The sequence below is a fragment of the Streptomyces sp. NPDC107528 genome, assembly GCF_055639295.1.
On record NZ_JBVKAV010000004.1, the window covers coordinates 371,600 to 386,298 of the forward strand.

Sequence of the window (14,699 nt, forward strand, 5' to 3'; positions counted from 1 at the left end):
GCCGGACATGAAGCCCGCCCGAGACGTCAGACGGGCTTCATCCCCGGGGGCAGACGCCGGTCATCAGGTGCGACCTGACTGCCCGGCGTCGCCCTCACGATCGTGATGAGCCGGTCCGTCAACTCCAGTGTCCCGACGGCCGGATCGTCGTATCCGAGCACCCGGTGCCCCCGCAGGACACTCACCACCAAGTCGTCCATCTGGCGCGGGTTCTTGCCCACCTCGGCCTTTATGACCGGCCGTTCGACGATGTCGAGCCCGCTGCCCTGCTGGATCAGGTCCTCCAGCACCATGCCCGCAGCGGGGCTGAGCACGGAGAGGCCGAGCAGCCGCCCGGCCGCGCTGGCGCTGGTGATGACCGCGTCGGCGCCGGACTGCTTGAGCAGCGGCGCGTTCTCCTCCTCACGCACCGCGGCCACGATCTTCGCCCCGCGGTTGAGCTGCCGGGCCGTCAACGTCACCAGGACGGCGGTGTCGTCGCGCTGGGTGGCGATGATGATCTTCCGTGCCTTGTGCACCTCGGCCCGCTTCAGGACCTCGCTGCGCGTCGCGTCCCCCGTGACCCCGGCGTATCCGTCCGCGACCGCTGCCTCGATCACCTTGGAACTCGGGTCGACCACGATGACCTGCTCCTTCTTCAAGCCCGTCGCGCAGACGGTCTGGATCGCCGAACGGCCCTTCGTGCCGAAGCCGACGACGACGGTGTGGTCGCGCAAGGTGGACCTCCAGCGGTTCAGACGCCATTCCTCCCGGGTCCGTTCGGTGAGGACCTCGAGCGTGGTGCCGACCAGGATGATCAGGAACAGCACACGCATGGGCGTGATGACGAAGATATTGGTGAGCCGCGCGGCGTCACTGACCGGGGTGATGTCGCCGTATCCGGTGGTGGAGAGGCTGACGGTCGCGTAGTAGAAGGCGTCGAGAAGGTCTACGGAACCATCGGAGCTGTCGTTGTAGCCGTCGTGGTCGGCGTAGACGATCAAGGCGGACGCAACGAGCAGTGACATGGCGATCGTGACCCGCTTGGCGACCTGGCGGAACGGATGCTCCACGATCTTCTTCGGGAGCTTCACGCGATAGGTGGCGACCCGCTCGTCCGCCTCGCGAGCTATGGCGTCCTGGCCCGGAAGTTTCACGTGAAACACACCTCGATACCGGCAGTGGCCCAGGGCAGGTCGAGCAGTTCGGTCTCCTGACCGGCGCGGACACCGCCCGGTGGTACGACAGCGACGGCATCGGCCGCCGCCATACCCCGCAGCATGGCAGGGCCGTGGTAGCGCAGTGGCACAGCATGGTCGCCGCGCAGCACGACGGGGATGAGCCGGGTGTCATACGGATGCCCGTGCGCCGCCTCGCTCAGCGGCAGCGTGTAGGGCTCCGGGGCGGGGCGTGCCGCGAGCGTACGCAGCAGGGGTTCGGCGAGCGTGAGCAGGCCGGAGACGGCGGCCAAGGGGTTGCCGGGCAGGCCCACTAGGTGCTGGTTCTCCTTGAGGCTGGCCAGCAGCATGGGATGGCCGGGGCGCACCTTGACGCTGTCGACCAGGAGCTCGGCGCCGATGCGGTGCAGGGTGGGGTGGACGTGGTCGACGGGGCCTGCCGCGGTGCCGCCGGTGGTGACGACGAGGTCCGCGTGGGAGCTGGTGAGCGCCTTGCGCAGGGCCTTGGCGTCGTCGCCGAGCCGGCGTACGGCGGTGACCTCTGCGCCGAGTGCGCGCAGCCAGGGCGGCAGCATCGGGCCGAGGGCGTCGCGGATCAGCCCGTCGTGCGGGAGTCCTTCGGTGAGCAACTCGTCGCCGAGGACGAGCACTTCGACGCGGGGGCGGGGTACGGCGGTGACGGTGTCGTATCCGGCGGCAGCGGCCAGGCCGAGCACGGCCGGGGTCACAAGGGTGCCGACGGCCAGCAGATGGTCGCCCTTACGGCACTCCTGGCCGCGTGCGCGGATGTCCTGACCGGGCTGGGTGTTGCGGGTGGCGTGCAGATGGCCCTGGGCGTCCGTGCGGCCGTGTTCGCTGCGCAGGACGGCGGTGGTGTCCGGAGGGATGCGGGCGCCGGTCGCGATACGGACGGCCTCGCCGTCGGTGAGCGGCTCGGGTTCGCCGTGCCCGGCCAGCACGCCCTCGTCCCGTACGTCCCAGGGGCCGGGGCCCGCGATGGCCCAGCCGTCCATGGCCGAGGTGTCGAAGGAGGGCAGATCGGTGAGGGCGGTGAGGGGAGCGGCCAGGGCGAGGCCCAGGGCGGCGTCGAGAGGGACGGAGACGGGGGCACGGCCGGCGGCCCGGGTACCGGACCGGGCGGCGCGGGCGGCGATGTCGCGGGCTTCGGGCCAGGGGGTGGCTTTGTGCCGGCCGTCCGGCTTGGGGGAGCCCGGGGTGGGGGAGCCGGGGGCGGGCGGGGTGGTTGCGGGCACGTGATCGCCCGGTGTGTGGTGGCCGTTGTCCTCGTTCACAAGGGCGAGCACCTCCTCGACGTCGAGGTCCTCGGCGTCCTCGTCGGCCTGGATGCCGCGGGGGGTCATCCGGCGTCCGGGCGGGTGTCCGGGGTGGCGTGGGGGGCCACGTCGGACTTGGCGGCGGCCTCTTCGGCCCAGCGCAGCGCGAGGGCGGCGGCCTTGCGGGACGCCTCGGCGACCGCTTCGGGTCCGCCTTCGCCGTCCCTGGCCTGCGCTGCCGCGTACCCGACGAGGAAGGTGGTCAGCGGAGCCGCGGGCCGTGCCACGCCGTGGGCGGCGTCGCGGGCGAGGTCCAGCAGCACCTTGGTGTCGACGTCGAGGTCGACGCCCAGTTCGTCCTTGACTGCGGAAATCCATTCATCCAACACGTGCCCATGCTCCCTGATGCGTGCCCTGGCGGTGGCGATGTCGTCCCAGGTGTCGCAGTCGAAGGACGCGACGGGGTCGGGGACGCGGGTGAGACCGAGCGCGCCGGTCAGCCGGCGCAGAGGAAGGCCGGCGAGGCCGTCCTGCCCTTCGGCGAGCACGGCCAGTTCGCGGCGCAGCGCGGGCGCGCGGTACGCGGCGACGAGCGGCTGGTCGCGGCCGTCGGCGTCGGTGAGCAGCGCGCCCTCGGCGTCGCCGGTGCGCAGGGCGGCCAACAGCCGCCGTACCGTGCCCTCGTCGAGGAACGGCAGGTCGGCGGAGAGGACGACGACCTGCTCCGCGCCGGTGTGCCGGAGCCCGGCGTCGAGGGCGGCGACCGGGCCGCCCCCGGGCGGGTCCTCACGCGCCCAGGTCACCGGGCGCGCGGTAGGCCGGGGGTCGGCGACGACGACGGTGGTGTGTGCGTCGGCGCAGGCGGCGAGCACTCGGTCGAGCAGGGGACGCCCGCCGACCCGCACCCCGGGTTTGTCCACCCCGCCGAGCCGCCGCGCGGCACCGCCGGCGAGCACGACGGCGTCGTACGCGACGTCGTGAACAGCATCGGCGGCGCCTTGGGCGCCCGTCGGTTCGTACGCGGTCACCCCCCGAGTATGCGTGCCTCGGCGATCACAGGGAACGCAGGGGAAGCAGCCGAAACTCGGGGGGCTTCGTCACAGCGTGCGCAGCAGCACCGCCGGGTGTTCCACGCAGTCCGCCACATATCGCAGGAAGCCGCCCGCGGTACCGCCGTCACAGACCCGGTGGTCGAAGGTGAGCGAGAGCTCGACGAGCTGCCGCACCGCCAGTTCACCCTCGTGCACCCAGGGCTTGGGGATGATGCGGCCGACGCCGAGCATCGCGGCCTCGGGGTGGTTGATGATCGGGGTGGAGCCGTCGACGCCGAACACGCCGTAGTTGTTCAACGTGAAGGTGCCGCCGGTGAGTTCCGCCGGTGTGAGGGTGCCCGTGCGGCCCGCCTCGGTCAGCCTGGCGAACTCCGCCGTCAGTGACTCCGCGTCCCGCGCGTGCGCGTCCCGTACGACCGGGACGACGAGCCCGCGCTCGGTCTGCGCGGCGAACCCGAGGTGCACGTGGTCGAACTGGACTACCTCCCTGGCCTCCATGTCGACCGTGGAGTTGAGCTCGGGGAACCGGGCCAGGGCAGCGGTGGTGATGCGGGCCAGCAGGGCGATCAGGGAGATCTTCGGTCCCCCCGCCGCGTTCATCGCGGCCCGCGCCCGCATGAGCTCCGTCGCGTCCGCGTCCACCCAGCAGGTCGCGTCCGGGATCTCCCGCCGGCTGCGGGAGAGCTTGTCGGCCACCGCACCGCGGACGCCCTTGAGGGGGGTGCGGATACCGGCGGGAGGGGCGGAGGAGCGGACGGGGGGCTGCGCGGTCGGGACGGCGGCGGAGGAAGCCGTGGCCGGTGCCGGGGTGGGGGTCACGCGCATGTGCGGCTCGGCCGCCGGCGGTGCCGTGCGCCCGTGTGCCTGGGCGGCCCGCAGGGCGTACTCGACGTCGGCGCGCAGGATCAGCCCCTCCGGCCCTGAGCCGTGCAACTCCCTGAGGTCCAGGCCGTTCTCCCGGGCGAGGCGGCGGACCAGGGGCGAGATGACGGGCACGGGCCCCTCGCTCACCTCCCGCGCGGCAGCGGCGCCGTTGGCGGACACGGGTTCCACGGGTACGGCAGGTGCCGACTCCCCCGGGCGCACCCTTCTGCGTCGCGCCGGCGCCTCGGAGGTGCCGTAGCCGACCAGGACATTGCCGGAGCCCTTGTCCGAGGCCGCACCCGAGTCCTCGGCCCGGCCGTCGGAGGCGGGCGCGCCGACAGCCACCGTCAGCAGCGGCGCCCCCACGGGAAGCTCGGAGCCCTCCTCGCCGAAGCGGGCCGTGACCACCCCGGCGTAGGGGCAGGGGACGTCGACCATCGCCTTGGCCGTCTCGACCTCGACGACCGGCTGGTCGACGGCGACGACGTCACCGACCTCCACCAGCCAGCGGACGATCTCCGCCTCGGTGAGCCCCTCCCCGAGGTCGGGGAGCTTGAACTCCAACACCTGTGCCATCAGCTCTCGGCCTCCCACTGCAGACGCCCCACGGCGTCCAGGATCCGGTCCACGCCGGGCAGGTGGTGACGCTCCAGCATCGGCGGCGGGTAGGGGATGTCGAACCCGGCCACGCGCAGCACCGGCGCCTCCAGGTGGTGGAAGCAGCGCTCCGTGACGCGGGCCGCGATCTCCCCTCCCGGGCCGCCGAACCCGCCCGACTCGTGCACGACGACCGCTCGCCCGGTCCGTCGTACCGAGGCGCTGACCGTCTCGTCGTCGAACGGCACCAGCGAGCGCAGATCGACGACCTCCAGGTCCCACCCCTCCTCCCGGGCCGCCTCGGCGGCTTCGAGGCAGACGGGCACGGACGGTCCGTACGTGATGAGCGTGGCGCTCCGGCCCGAGCGCCGCACCACCGCGCGGCCAATCGGTTCAACGCTCTGCGGCTCGTCCGGGTTCCAGGTGTCCTTCGACCAGTACAGCCGCTTCGGCTCCAGGAAGACGACCGGGTCGTCGGAGGCGATGGCGGCGCGCAGCAGCCCGTAGGCGTCGGCGACGGTCGCGGGCGTGACGACATGGAGCCCCGGAGTCGCCATGTAGTACGCCTCGGACGAGTCGCTGTGGTGCTCGACGCCGCCGATGCCGCCGCCGTAGGGGACGCGGATGGTGATGGGGAGCGGCATCCTGCCGCGGGTGCGGTTGCGCGTGCGCGCCACATGCGAGATGAGCTGCTCGAACGCCGGATAGGCGAACGCGTCGAACTGCATCTCCACGACCGGGCGCAGGCCGTACATGGCCATGCCCACCGCGGTGCCCAGGATGCCCGCCTCGGCCAGCGGTGTGTCGGTGCAGCGGTCCTCGCCGAACTCCTTGGCGAGCCCGTCGGTGACCCGGAAGACACCGCCGAGGGTGCCGACGTCCTCACCCATGACGTGCACGGTGGGGTCGTCCGCCATGGCGTCGCGCAGCCCGCGCGTGAGGGCCTGCGCCATGGTGGCCGGCTTGGCGGCGACGGTGGTCATCGGTGCGACCCTTCCGACTCGGCTTCGAGCTCGGCCCTCAACTGGGCCTGCTGTTCCCGCAGTTGCTGGGTGGGCTCGGCGTACACGTGGCCGAAGAGGTCCATCGGGTCGAGCGCCGGGTCCTGGTTCATGCGTTCGCGCAGGTCGGCGGCCATGGTCTCGGCGGCGTCCCGGGCGGCCTGCTTGCCGGCCTCGTCGAGCAGGCCGCGCTCGGTCAGCTCGTGCTCCAGGAGCGTGATCGGGTCGTGCCCGCGCCAGGTCTCGACCTCGGAGTCGCCGCGGTAGCGGGTCGCGTCGTCGGCGTTGGTGTGGGCGTCGATGCGGTAGGTGATCGCCTCGATCAGCGTGGGACCGCCGCCCGCGCGCGCATGCCGTACGGCGTCGCTCAGCACCTCGTGCACGGCGGCCGCGTCGTTGCCGTCGACCAGGCGGCCGGGCATGCCGTAGCCGACGGCCTTGTGGGCCAGCGACGGGGCCGCGGTCTGCTTGGCGAGCGGGACGGAGATCGCGAAGCCGTTGTTCTGGACGAGGAAGACGACCGGCGCCTGCCATACGGCGGCGAAGTTCAGCGCCTCGTGGAAGTCGCCCTCGCTGGTGCCGCCGTCGCCGACCATGGCGAGCGCGACCACGTCGTCGCCCTTGAGGCGGGCGGCGTGCGCGAGGCCGACGGCGTGCGGGAGCTGGGTGGCGAGCGGCGTGCACAGGGGGGCCACACGGTGTTCGTACGGGTCGTAGCCGGTGTGCCAGTCACCGCGCAGGAGGGTCAGCGCGTCGACGGGGTCCACGCCGCGTGCGACCGCGGCGAGGGTGTCGCGGTAGCTCGGGAAGAGCCAGTCGCGCTCCTGAAGCGCCAGCGCGGCGGCGACCTCGCAGGCCTCCTGGCCGGTGCTGGACGGGTAGACGGCGAGTCGGCCCTGCTTGGTCAGCGCGGTCGCCTGCACGTTGTACCGGCGGCCGCGGACCAGCGCGGCGTACAGCCGGCGCAGCAGGTCCGGGTCGGCCTTCGCGGCGGCCTCGGTGCCGAGGACGCGGTACGGCTCGGCGTCGGGCAGCAGCGGCGCGGGGTCCATGCGGGGCTGCCAGGCGGGCGGCGGCGATGGCCGGTACGCGCCTCGCTGCTCCATGACCGTCATGACGGCACCTCCTCGTGGGAGCGGCTACGGGAGGCGCAGCTCCAGTGACGCGCCTCACCTACCGATTGTTCGGTCGTCGGCACATTTTGGCTACAGGCGCCCTCAGGCTGTGGACAAACGGTTCTCCACAGCCTCCAATGAACGCAGTACGTCCACGGAGGGAAGGTGGGGGGACATGGCGCCTGAACAAATGGCCGAAAGCCCGGACGACGGCGCTCTCCTGCCACCCGCGCGCCCGCTCGACGCCATCGACGAGGACATCCTGCAGATGCTCCAGGCGGACGGCCGCGCGTCGATACGGTCGGTCGCCGAGCGGGTCCATGTCTCCCGCGCCAACGCCTACGCGCGCATCAACCGCCTCGTCGAGGACGGCGTCATCCGCGGTTTCGGCGCCCGCGTCAATCACGAGCGCGCCGGTCACGGAACCTCTGCCTACATCACCCTCAAGATCGTCCAGAACACCTGGCGCACGGTCCGCGAGCAGCTCAGACAGCTGCCGGGCGCCTCTCACATCGCCCTCGTCGGGGGCGATTTCGATGTCCTGCTGCTGGTCCACACCTCCGACAACAGGGCCCTGCGCGAACTGGTCCTCACCCGCCTCCAGGCGATCCCCGAGGTGCTCAGCACGCGCACGCTGCTGGTGTTCGAGGAGGAGGACCTGGAGCCGCAGGGCTGAGGGCCGAGTCGGACGGTCAGCCCGAGGCCATGGCCATCAGCATCGCGAACAGCACCGGAAGGAGTCCCGGCCCATCGGGCGGCGTACTCACCCGCTCACGCGCGCGTACTCAGGCCGGCCGTGCTGCGAGGTCGGCGACCTCGGCGGTCAGCTCGCCCGGCGCAGTCCCCCGAAGACCAGTCGCGCGACGGTGTCGGCGACCTCGCGCTCATTCATGCCACGGCCGTCGGGGCGGTACCACTCGACGATCGAGTTGATCATGCCGAAGACGAGTCGGGTCGCCAGCCGGACCTCCACGTCGGCGCGCACCTCCCCGTCGGCGGCGGCCGCCTTCAGCAGGGCGGCGACCTGGTGGTCGAAGTCGCGGCGCCGTTCGAGGGCCCACCGCTCGGCGTCGGTGTTGCCGCGCACCCGCAGCAGCAGCGTCACGTACGGCAGCTCCGCTATGAGCACCTCGACCATGCGCCGGACGACGTACTCAAGCCGGTCGGCGGCGTGCCCCCCGCGCGCCTGCTCCTCGTCGAGGATCCCGAAAAGGCCGTCCAGCGCCCGGCTGACGGCGCGGCGCAGCAGCTCCTCCTTGCCCGTGACGTGGTGGTAGATCGACGACTTGGAGATGCCGGCCGCGCGGGAGAGGTGCTCCATGGACGTGCCGTCGTAGCCGCGCTCGTTGAAGACCCGCACGGCGACGGAGAGCAGCGTCTCCGGGGTGTACGTGTCGCGCTTGGCGGTGGTCATGAGGTGCTGCCCTCCCGCTTGTCGGAGGCGTACGCGTGGCGGTACAGCGCGAGGGACGGTGCGTAGCGCCCGGAGGGGTCGCGCAGGTGCAGGTCGTCGAGCAGGGCGTACGCCCAGTTGCGGCCGAGCCTGCGGCTCCACTCGAAGGGGCCGAGCGGGTAGTTCACGCCAAGGCGCATCGCCGTGTCGATGTCCTCCTCGGTGGCCACTCCCTTGGCGACCGCGTCGTGCGCGAGGTCGACCACCCGGGCGACCGTGCGGGCGACGATCATGCCGGGGACGTCGCCGATGACGCTGACGTCCTTGCCGAGCGCCTGGAAGAGGCCGGTGGCCTCGGCGAGGGTCTGCTGCGAGGTGTCCTGGGAGGCGGACAGCGCGATCCGGGTGGCCCGGCGGTAGTCGACGGCGAGGTCGAAGTAGACGACGTCCCGGAACTCCACCGACGTCTGGCCGTCGGCGAGCGCGAGCTGGCCGCCGCCGGGCAGCACCAGGCGGCTGCCGTGGTCCTCGTCCTCCTCGCGGACCGGAATGCCCGCCTCGCGGATCAGCGTGAGCAGTTCGGAGGCGGGGCCCAGGTCGCCCTCGACGACGACGTAGGCGGGCTGCCGGGCCTTCTCCGCGGTGTGCGGCTCGGCGGCCTCGGCATCGTCGGCGTAGTCGTACCAGCCGTGTCCGCTCTTGCGGCCGAGCCGGCCGGACTCGACCAGGCGCCGCTGGGCGAGGGAGGGCGTGAAGCGCACGTCCTGGAAGAAGGACTGCCACACGGAGTGCGTGACGGATTCGTTGACGTCCTGCCCGATGAGGTCGGTCAGCTCGAACGCGCCCATCCTGAAGCCGCCGCACTCGCGCAGGACGGCGTCGATGGTGGCCGGATCCGCGCCCTGGGCCTCGTACACAGCGAAGGCCTCGGCGTAGAAGGGCCGCGCGATGCGGTTGACGATGAAGCCGGGGGTGTCCGCGCAGGCGACCGGCGTCTTGCCCCACGCGCGAGCCGTCTCGTACGCGCGCGTGGCCGACGTGACGTCGGTGGCGAACCCGGAGACGACCTCGACCAGCGGCAGCAGCGGCGCGGGGTTGAAGAAGTGCAGGCCGACGAAGCGGCCGGGGTTGTCCAGAGCGCCGCCGATGGCGGTCACCGACAGGGAGGAGGTGTTGGTGGCGAGCAGGCAGTCCTCGCCGACGACGCCCTCCAGCTCGCGGAAGAGCTCCTGTTTGACGTCGAGGCGCTCCAGGACGGCCTCGATCACCAGGGTGCAGTCCGCGAGCTCGGTGAGGGACTCCGCGGGCAGCAGCCGCGCGCGGGCCGCGTCCCGGTCGGCGCCGGTGAGGCGGTCCTTCTCCACGAGCCTGTCGAGGCGCGCGCCGATCGCGTCGGCGGCGTCCTGGGCGCGTCCCGGAGCAGCGTCGTACAGCCGTACGGGGTGGCCCGCCACCAACGCGACCTGGGCGATGCCCTGGCCCATGGTGCCGGTGCCGACGACGGCCACGGGGCTGCTGAGGTCGAGTGCTGTCATGAGCGCGATCCTCCCGCACGGGGTTTTCCACAGATGCGGCGGACCCCCTTGAACCGACCGATCGTTCGGTTACTCTAACTCTGACTGGCCTTTCCTGCCCATGTTTCTGCCCAGGTCATGAGCTCGACGGAGAGCTCTTGAAACGAGGAGTTGGTCCCGCATGGCCGCCGAACTGACCGCCCACGAGCTGATCGCCAAGCACCGGCCCACCCTCGACCAGGCGCTGGAAGCGATCCGCACACGTGCGTACTGGTCCCCGCACCCCGAGCACCCCAAGGCCTACGGCGAGAACGGCAGCCTGGACGCGGCGGCGGGCAAGGCCGCCTTCGACGCCCTCCTCGGCGGCCGCCTCGACCTCGGCCAGCCCGGCACCGACGGCTGGGTGGGCGGCGAGGCCTCTCCGTACGGCATCGACGTGGGCGTCGAGTACCCGCACGCGGACATCGACCAGCTGCTGCCCGCCATGAAGTCGGGCATGCGGGCGTGGCGGGACGCGGGCGCGGAGATGCGCGCGGTGGTCTGTCTGGAGATCCTCAAGCGGATCAGCGACCGCACGCACGAGTTCGCGCACGCGGTCATGCACACCTCCGGCCAGGCCTTCATGATGTCGTTCCAGGCCGGCGGCCCGCACGCACAGGACCGCGGCATGGAGGCGGTGGCGTACGCGTACGTCGAGCAGGTCCGCACCCCCGACACGGCGGAGTGGACCAAGCCGCAGGGCAAGCGCGACCCGCTCGCCCTGAACAAGCAGTTCACGCCGGTCCCGCGCGGGATCGCGATGGTCATCGGCTGCAACACCTTCCCGACCTGGAACGGCTACCCGGGCCTGTTCGCCTCCCTCGCCACCGGCAACGCGGTCCTGGTGAAGCCCCACCCGCGCGCGGTCCTGCCGCTCGCGCTCACCGTGCAGGTCGCCCGGCAGGTGCTCGCCGAGGCGGGCTTCGACGCGAACCTGGTCGCCCTGGCCGCCGAGCGCCCCGGTGAGGGCATCGCCAAGACGCTGGCCACGCGCCCGGAGATCCGGATCATCGACTACACGGGCTCGACCGTGTTCGGAGACTGGCTGGAGGCCAACGCCCGCCAGGCGCAGGTCTACACGGAGAAGGCCGGCGTCAACACGGTGATCGTCGACTCGACGGACAACTACAAGGGCATGCTGTCCAACCTGGCGTTCTCGCTGTCCCTCTACAGCGGCCAGATGTGCACCACCCCGCAGAACCTGCTGATCCCCCGTGACGGCATCCGCACCGAGGAGGGCCCGCGGACCTTCGACGAGGTCGTCGCCGACCTCGCCCGCTCGGTCGACGGCCTCCTCGGCGACGACGCCCGCGCGAACGCGCTGCTCGGCGCGATCGTCAACCCCGACGTCAAGGCGCGCCTGGAGGCTGCCGCCGGACTCGGCGAAGTCGCGCTCGCCTCCCGCGAGATCGCGAACCCGGAGTTCCCGGACGCGGTGGTCCGTACGCCGGTGATCGTGAAGCTGGACGGCGCCAAGCCGGACGACGAGGCCGCCTACATGAGCGAGTGCTTCGGCCCTGTCTCCTTCGCCGTCGCGGTCGACTCGGCCGCGGACGCGGTGGAGCTGCTGCGGCGGACCGTGCGCGAGAAGGGGGCGATGACGGTCGGCGCGTACACCACCGACGACGAGGTCGAGCAGGCCGTGCAGGAGGCGTGCCTGGAGGAGGCGGCCCAGCTGTCGCTGAACCTCACGGGCGGGGTGTACGTGAACCAGACGGCCGCGTTCTCGGACTTCCACGGGTCGGGCGGCAACCCGGCGGCCAACTCGGCACTGTGCGACGGAGCGTTCGTGGCGAACCGGTTCCGGGTCGTCGAGGTGCGCCGGGAGGCCTAAGCCCTGAAGGCGCCCCCGGTGAGACTCCAGTGATACAGCGTCATCGCCACGCTCGTCGCAAGGTTGTAGCTGGAGACCTGGGGGCGCATCGGCAAGGCCACCAAATGGTCGGCACGCGCGCGTAGTTCGGCCGACAGGCCGGTGCGTTCGGAGCCGAAGGCGAGGACGGCGTCGTCCGGGAGCTTGCTGCCCCGGATGTCGTCGCCCTCGGGGTCCAGGGCGAACAGCGGTCCGGGCGGCAGGTCTTCGACGCCCAGCCGCTCCACCGCGGTCGCGAAGTGCAGCCCCGCCCCGCCGCGTACGACCGTCGGATGCCAGGGGTCGAGAGTGCCGGTGGTGACGACGCCGGTCGCGCCGAAGCCGGCGGCCAGACGGATCACGGCGCCCGCGTTGCCCAGGTTGCGCGGGTTGTCGAGGACCACGACGGGGGCGGCGCGCGGGGTGTGCGCCAGCTTCTCCAGGTTGGCGGCGCGAGGCGGCCGTACCGCCAGGGCGGCGACCCCGGTGGGGTGCGGACGCGGCACCAGCGAGGTGTACGTCGACTCCGGGACCTGTGTCAGGAGCGCGTCCAGGGCGTCCCGAACGTCGGGCGCCAGCTCGTCGGCGAGGGCCAGCGCCGCAGCCCGGTCGACGGCGACCGCGACCGGGACCTCGGCGCCGAAGCGCACGGCGTGCTTGAGGGCGTGGAAGCCGTCGAGCAGCACGGAGGTGCCGGCGAGCCGGTTCCAGGAGGTCACGGTCATGCCGTGAAGCCTACGTGCGCGTGCTCCGGGTTCTCCGGGGCGCGCGGCCCCGGCAGTTCCGTGGGGTCGTCACCGCGCCGGACCAGCCTCGACAGCCCGCCACGCGTGCGTGCCGCCCAGCCGCCCAGGCGGCGCAGGAACGATGTCGGCAGGAAGACCGCGTCGGCCGCGATCATCGCCAGGGAGAAGAACGGCAGCCCGAGAACGATCGCGATCACGGCGTGCTCGGTGATCATCGCGGCCAGCAGGACGTTCTTGACCCGCCGGTTGAACAGCGTGAACGGGAAGGCGACCTGCACGATGACCGTGCCGTAGGTGATGAGCATCACCATCGTGCCGCTGGAGGACAGCAGGTCGGCGAGGGCGGGCCAGGGCGAGAAGTAGTCGAGGTGCAGCGGGTAGTGGACGGCGGTGCCGTCCTGCCAGCGGGAGCCCTGGATCTTGTACCAGCCGGCGGTCGCGTAGATCAGGCACGCCTCGGCCATGATCACCAGCAGGGCGCCGTTGTGGACGATGTTGCCGATGACGCCGAGCAGGATGCGGGGCTCGTCGGTCCGCGCGAGGCGGTGCACGATCCATCGGACGGCCAGTGCGAGCCAGACACCCCACAGGATCAGCGGCACGGTCAGGTCGCCGTCGAGACGGCCCACCGCGGTCACGGCGACCAGCGCGACCCCGAGCACGCTCCACAGGAGCGGACCGATCCGGTCCGGCCCGACCCGCTCGCCACGCGCGCGTGCCTCGCCCGCACGTCTGGCCCGGCGCTCGTCCAGCGACCAGACCTGGCCGCAGCGCGTGAACACGAGGTAGACGCACATCAGGTGCAGGACGTTGTCGCCGCCGTCGCCCATGAAGATGGAGCGGTTCTGCAGCGAGAGCACGCCGACCATGAAGAGCACGGACATCGTGCGGGTGCGCCAGCCGAGCAGCAGCAGCACGCCGGCCAGGACCGCGAGGACGTAGACGCTCTCGAACCAGAACTCGCTCCTCGACCAGATCAGGGCCGTGAACGAGCCGTTCGTCCCGATCAGCTGCTGGGCCAGGTCGAAGTCCCAGGGGCCGTCGGGGCCGTACAGCTCCTGGCGGTGCGGGAACTCACGCAGCAGGAACAGCAGCCAGGTCGCCGTGAAGCCGATGCGGATCACGGCCGTCTGGTACGGGCCGAGGGCGGACTCGGTGACCCGGGCGATGCCGGCGGAGACCGCGAGGGAGAAGCGGTTCACCGGGCGCTCCCCTCTTGCGCGCCCGCGCTGTCGGTCGTGTCATCGGTGACCCGCCACCAGGGCAGCACCCGGTAGGCCGGCTTGTCGGAGACCTGCTCGTCGCTCCACCTGGGCGGATGCACGTTGGTGGTGCGGGAGCGGACCTGGACGCGTTCGAGGACGCCGCTCTCACCGGCCGCGTCCGCGCGGGCGAGGCGCAGCTCGACGATGCGCCGCAGATACGTCTCGGACAGAGCGCCGCGCAGGCCCACGGGGCGGTTCCCGGCGTCATGCGTGGCCACGAAGAAGTCCCAGGCCCGGCGCAGCTCGTTCTGCTGGGTGTGGCTGGGCAGCAGATTGCCGTCGATGGCCCGGCCGTCCTGGGCGGACAGGTCGTACCAGCCGGTCGTGCGGCGCCCGCCGTCGGCCGTGCCGACCTGGGCGCGGACCTGCACCGCGATGTTCTGCTGCAGCGGGTTGGGGGCGAACAGCTTCCAGTTCTGTTCGAACTCCGGGTATATCCAGTCGTCTATCGCCTTGCCGTGCTGTTTGGTGACCGTGTTCGGCGGGGCGACGTGCAGAAAGACCATGCCTATGTGGACACAGACGGCGATCGCCACGACCGCGAGGGCGAGCGCGGCACCGATCTGGTAGCGCAGGGAGAGGGCGGCCACGCCGGTGCGGGGCTCGGCGGCCGGCAGGGCGGGAGACGGCTCGACGGCGGACGGGGCAGCGGCGCCCCGCGGCTCCTCGTCCGGCCCGTGCCGGGCGGCCGAGCCTGCGTCGTACGCGTCCATGTAGCCCCGTTTCCCGATTCCGGTCCGTCTTCCCTCAGCCCTCGGCACTCGCACCGGAACGGTACTCAGGCCCACCCGCCGGGCAAAGCCCCAGCCGGGCCGCCGTCGACCACACCT

Annotated in this window: 13 protein-coding genes; 2 read left to right on the forward strand and 11 right to left on the reverse strand. The window is 72.0% G+C overall.

Going from position 1 to position 14,699, the window contains the following annotated elements; genetic code table 11:
• Positions 1-26: 26 nt before the first annotated feature.
• From ACZ7L5_RS15365 to pdhA, 6 genes are all read right to left on the reverse strand, one after another.
• On the reverse strand, positions 27-1,136 hold the full coding sequence (locus ACZ7L5_RS15365; RefSeq protein WP_383234766.1) for a potassium channel family protein: 1,110 nt from the start codon (positions 1,134-1,136) through the stop codon (positions 27-29).
• On the reverse strand, positions 1,133-2,518 hold the full coding sequence (locus ACZ7L5_RS15370) for a molybdopterin molybdotransferase MoeA (RefSeq protein ID WP_471517032.1): 1,386 nt from the start codon (positions 2,516-2,518) through the stop codon (positions 1,133-1,135). The genes ACZ7L5_RS15365 and ACZ7L5_RS15370 overlap by 4 nt, the downstream gene beginning before the upstream one ends.
• Complete coding sequence (locus tag ACZ7L5_RS15375; protein ID WP_471517033.1) at positions 2,515-3,459, reverse strand: NTP transferase domain-containing protein; 945 nt, start codon at positions 3,457-3,459, stop codon at positions 2,515-2,517. The genes ACZ7L5_RS15370 and ACZ7L5_RS15375 overlap by 4 nt, the downstream gene beginning before the upstream one ends.
• A gap of 69 nt (positions 3,460-3,528) precedes the next feature.
• Positions 3,529-4,923, reverse strand: coding sequence for a dihydrolipoamide acetyltransferase family protein (locus tag ACZ7L5_RS15380; RefSeq protein WP_471517034.1), 1,395 nt, complete (start codon positions 4,921-4,923; stop codon positions 3,529-3,531).
• Positions 4,923-5,927 carry an alpha-ketoacid dehydrogenase subunit beta gene (locus ACZ7L5_RS15385; RefSeq protein WP_328880485.1) on the reverse strand — a complete coding sequence of 335 codons (1,005 nt, stop codon included), beginning with the start codon at positions 5,925-5,927 and terminating at the stop codon, positions 4,923-4,925. The genes ACZ7L5_RS15380 and ACZ7L5_RS15385 overlap by 1 nt, the downstream gene beginning before the upstream one ends.
• On the reverse strand, positions 5,924-7,060 hold the full coding sequence (gene pdhA / locus ACZ7L5_RS15390; RefSeq protein ID WP_362386062.1) for a pyruvate dehydrogenase (acetyl-transferring) E1 component subunit alpha: 1,137 nt from the start codon (positions 7,058-7,060) through the stop codon (positions 5,924-5,926). Before pdhA ends, ACZ7L5_RS15385 begins: the two co-directional genes overlap by 4 nt.
• A 190-nt stretch (positions 7,061-7,250) precedes the next feature.
• On the opposite strand from pdhA, the gene ACZ7L5_RS15395 reads away from it, so the two are divergent.
• Positions 7,251-7,736: an Lrp/AsnC family transcriptional regulator gene (locus tag ACZ7L5_RS15395; protein ID WP_471517356.1), complete on the forward strand. Its 486-nt coding sequence runs from the start codon at positions 7,251-7,253 to the stop codon at positions 7,734-7,736.
• A 147-nt stretch (positions 7,737-7,883) separates the two neighbouring features.
• Here the strand turns inward: ACZ7L5_RS15395 and ACZ7L5_RS15400 are convergent, their stop codons facing one another.
• A complete protein-coding gene (locus ACZ7L5_RS15400) occupies positions 7,884-8,474 on the reverse strand; it encodes a TetR/AcrR family transcriptional regulator (protein WP_363034974.1) in 591 nt (196 codons plus the stop codon).
• Complete coding sequence (locus ACZ7L5_RS15405) at positions 8,471-9,988, reverse strand: 3-hydroxyacyl-CoA dehydrogenase (protein ID WP_471517035.1); 1,518 nt, start codon at positions 9,986-9,988, stop codon at positions 8,471-8,473. Before ACZ7L5_RS15405 ends, ACZ7L5_RS15400 begins: the two co-directional genes overlap by 4 nt.
• A gap of 160 nt (positions 9,989-10,148) precedes the next feature.
• Between ACZ7L5_RS15405 and paaN the strand changes: the two genes are divergently transcribed.
• Positions 10,149-11,840 carry a phenylacetic acid degradation protein PaaN gene (paaN, locus tag ACZ7L5_RS15410; RefSeq protein ID WP_471517036.1) on the forward strand — a complete coding sequence of 564 codons (1,692 nt, stop codon included), beginning with the start codon at positions 10,149-10,151 and terminating at the stop codon, positions 11,838-11,840.
• Here paaN and ACZ7L5_RS15415 read toward each other — a convergent pair.
• The 3 genes from ACZ7L5_RS15415 to ACZ7L5_RS15425 are packed head-to-tail and all read right to left on the reverse strand — an operon-like array spanning position 11,837 to position 14,582.
• Positions 11,837-12,583: a TrmH family RNA methyltransferase gene (locus ACZ7L5_RS15415; RefSeq protein WP_471517037.1), complete on the reverse strand. Its 747-nt coding sequence runs from the start codon at positions 12,581-12,583 to the stop codon at positions 11,837-11,839. The two genes, paaN and ACZ7L5_RS15415, sit on opposite strands and share 4 nt — an antisense overlap.
• Positions 12,580-13,806, reverse strand: coding sequence for an HTTM domain-containing protein (locus tag ACZ7L5_RS15420; protein ID WP_471517038.1), 1,227 nt, complete (start codon positions 13,804-13,806; stop codon positions 12,580-12,582). Before ACZ7L5_RS15420 ends, ACZ7L5_RS15415 begins: the two co-directional genes overlap by 4 nt.
• Positions 13,803-14,582: a DUF5819 family protein gene (locus tag ACZ7L5_RS15425; protein WP_471517039.1), complete on the reverse strand. Its 780-nt coding sequence runs from the start codon at positions 14,580-14,582 to the stop codon at positions 13,803-13,805. Before ACZ7L5_RS15425 ends, ACZ7L5_RS15420 begins: the two co-directional genes overlap by 4 nt.
• Positions 14,583-14,699 lie beyond the last annotated feature (117 nt).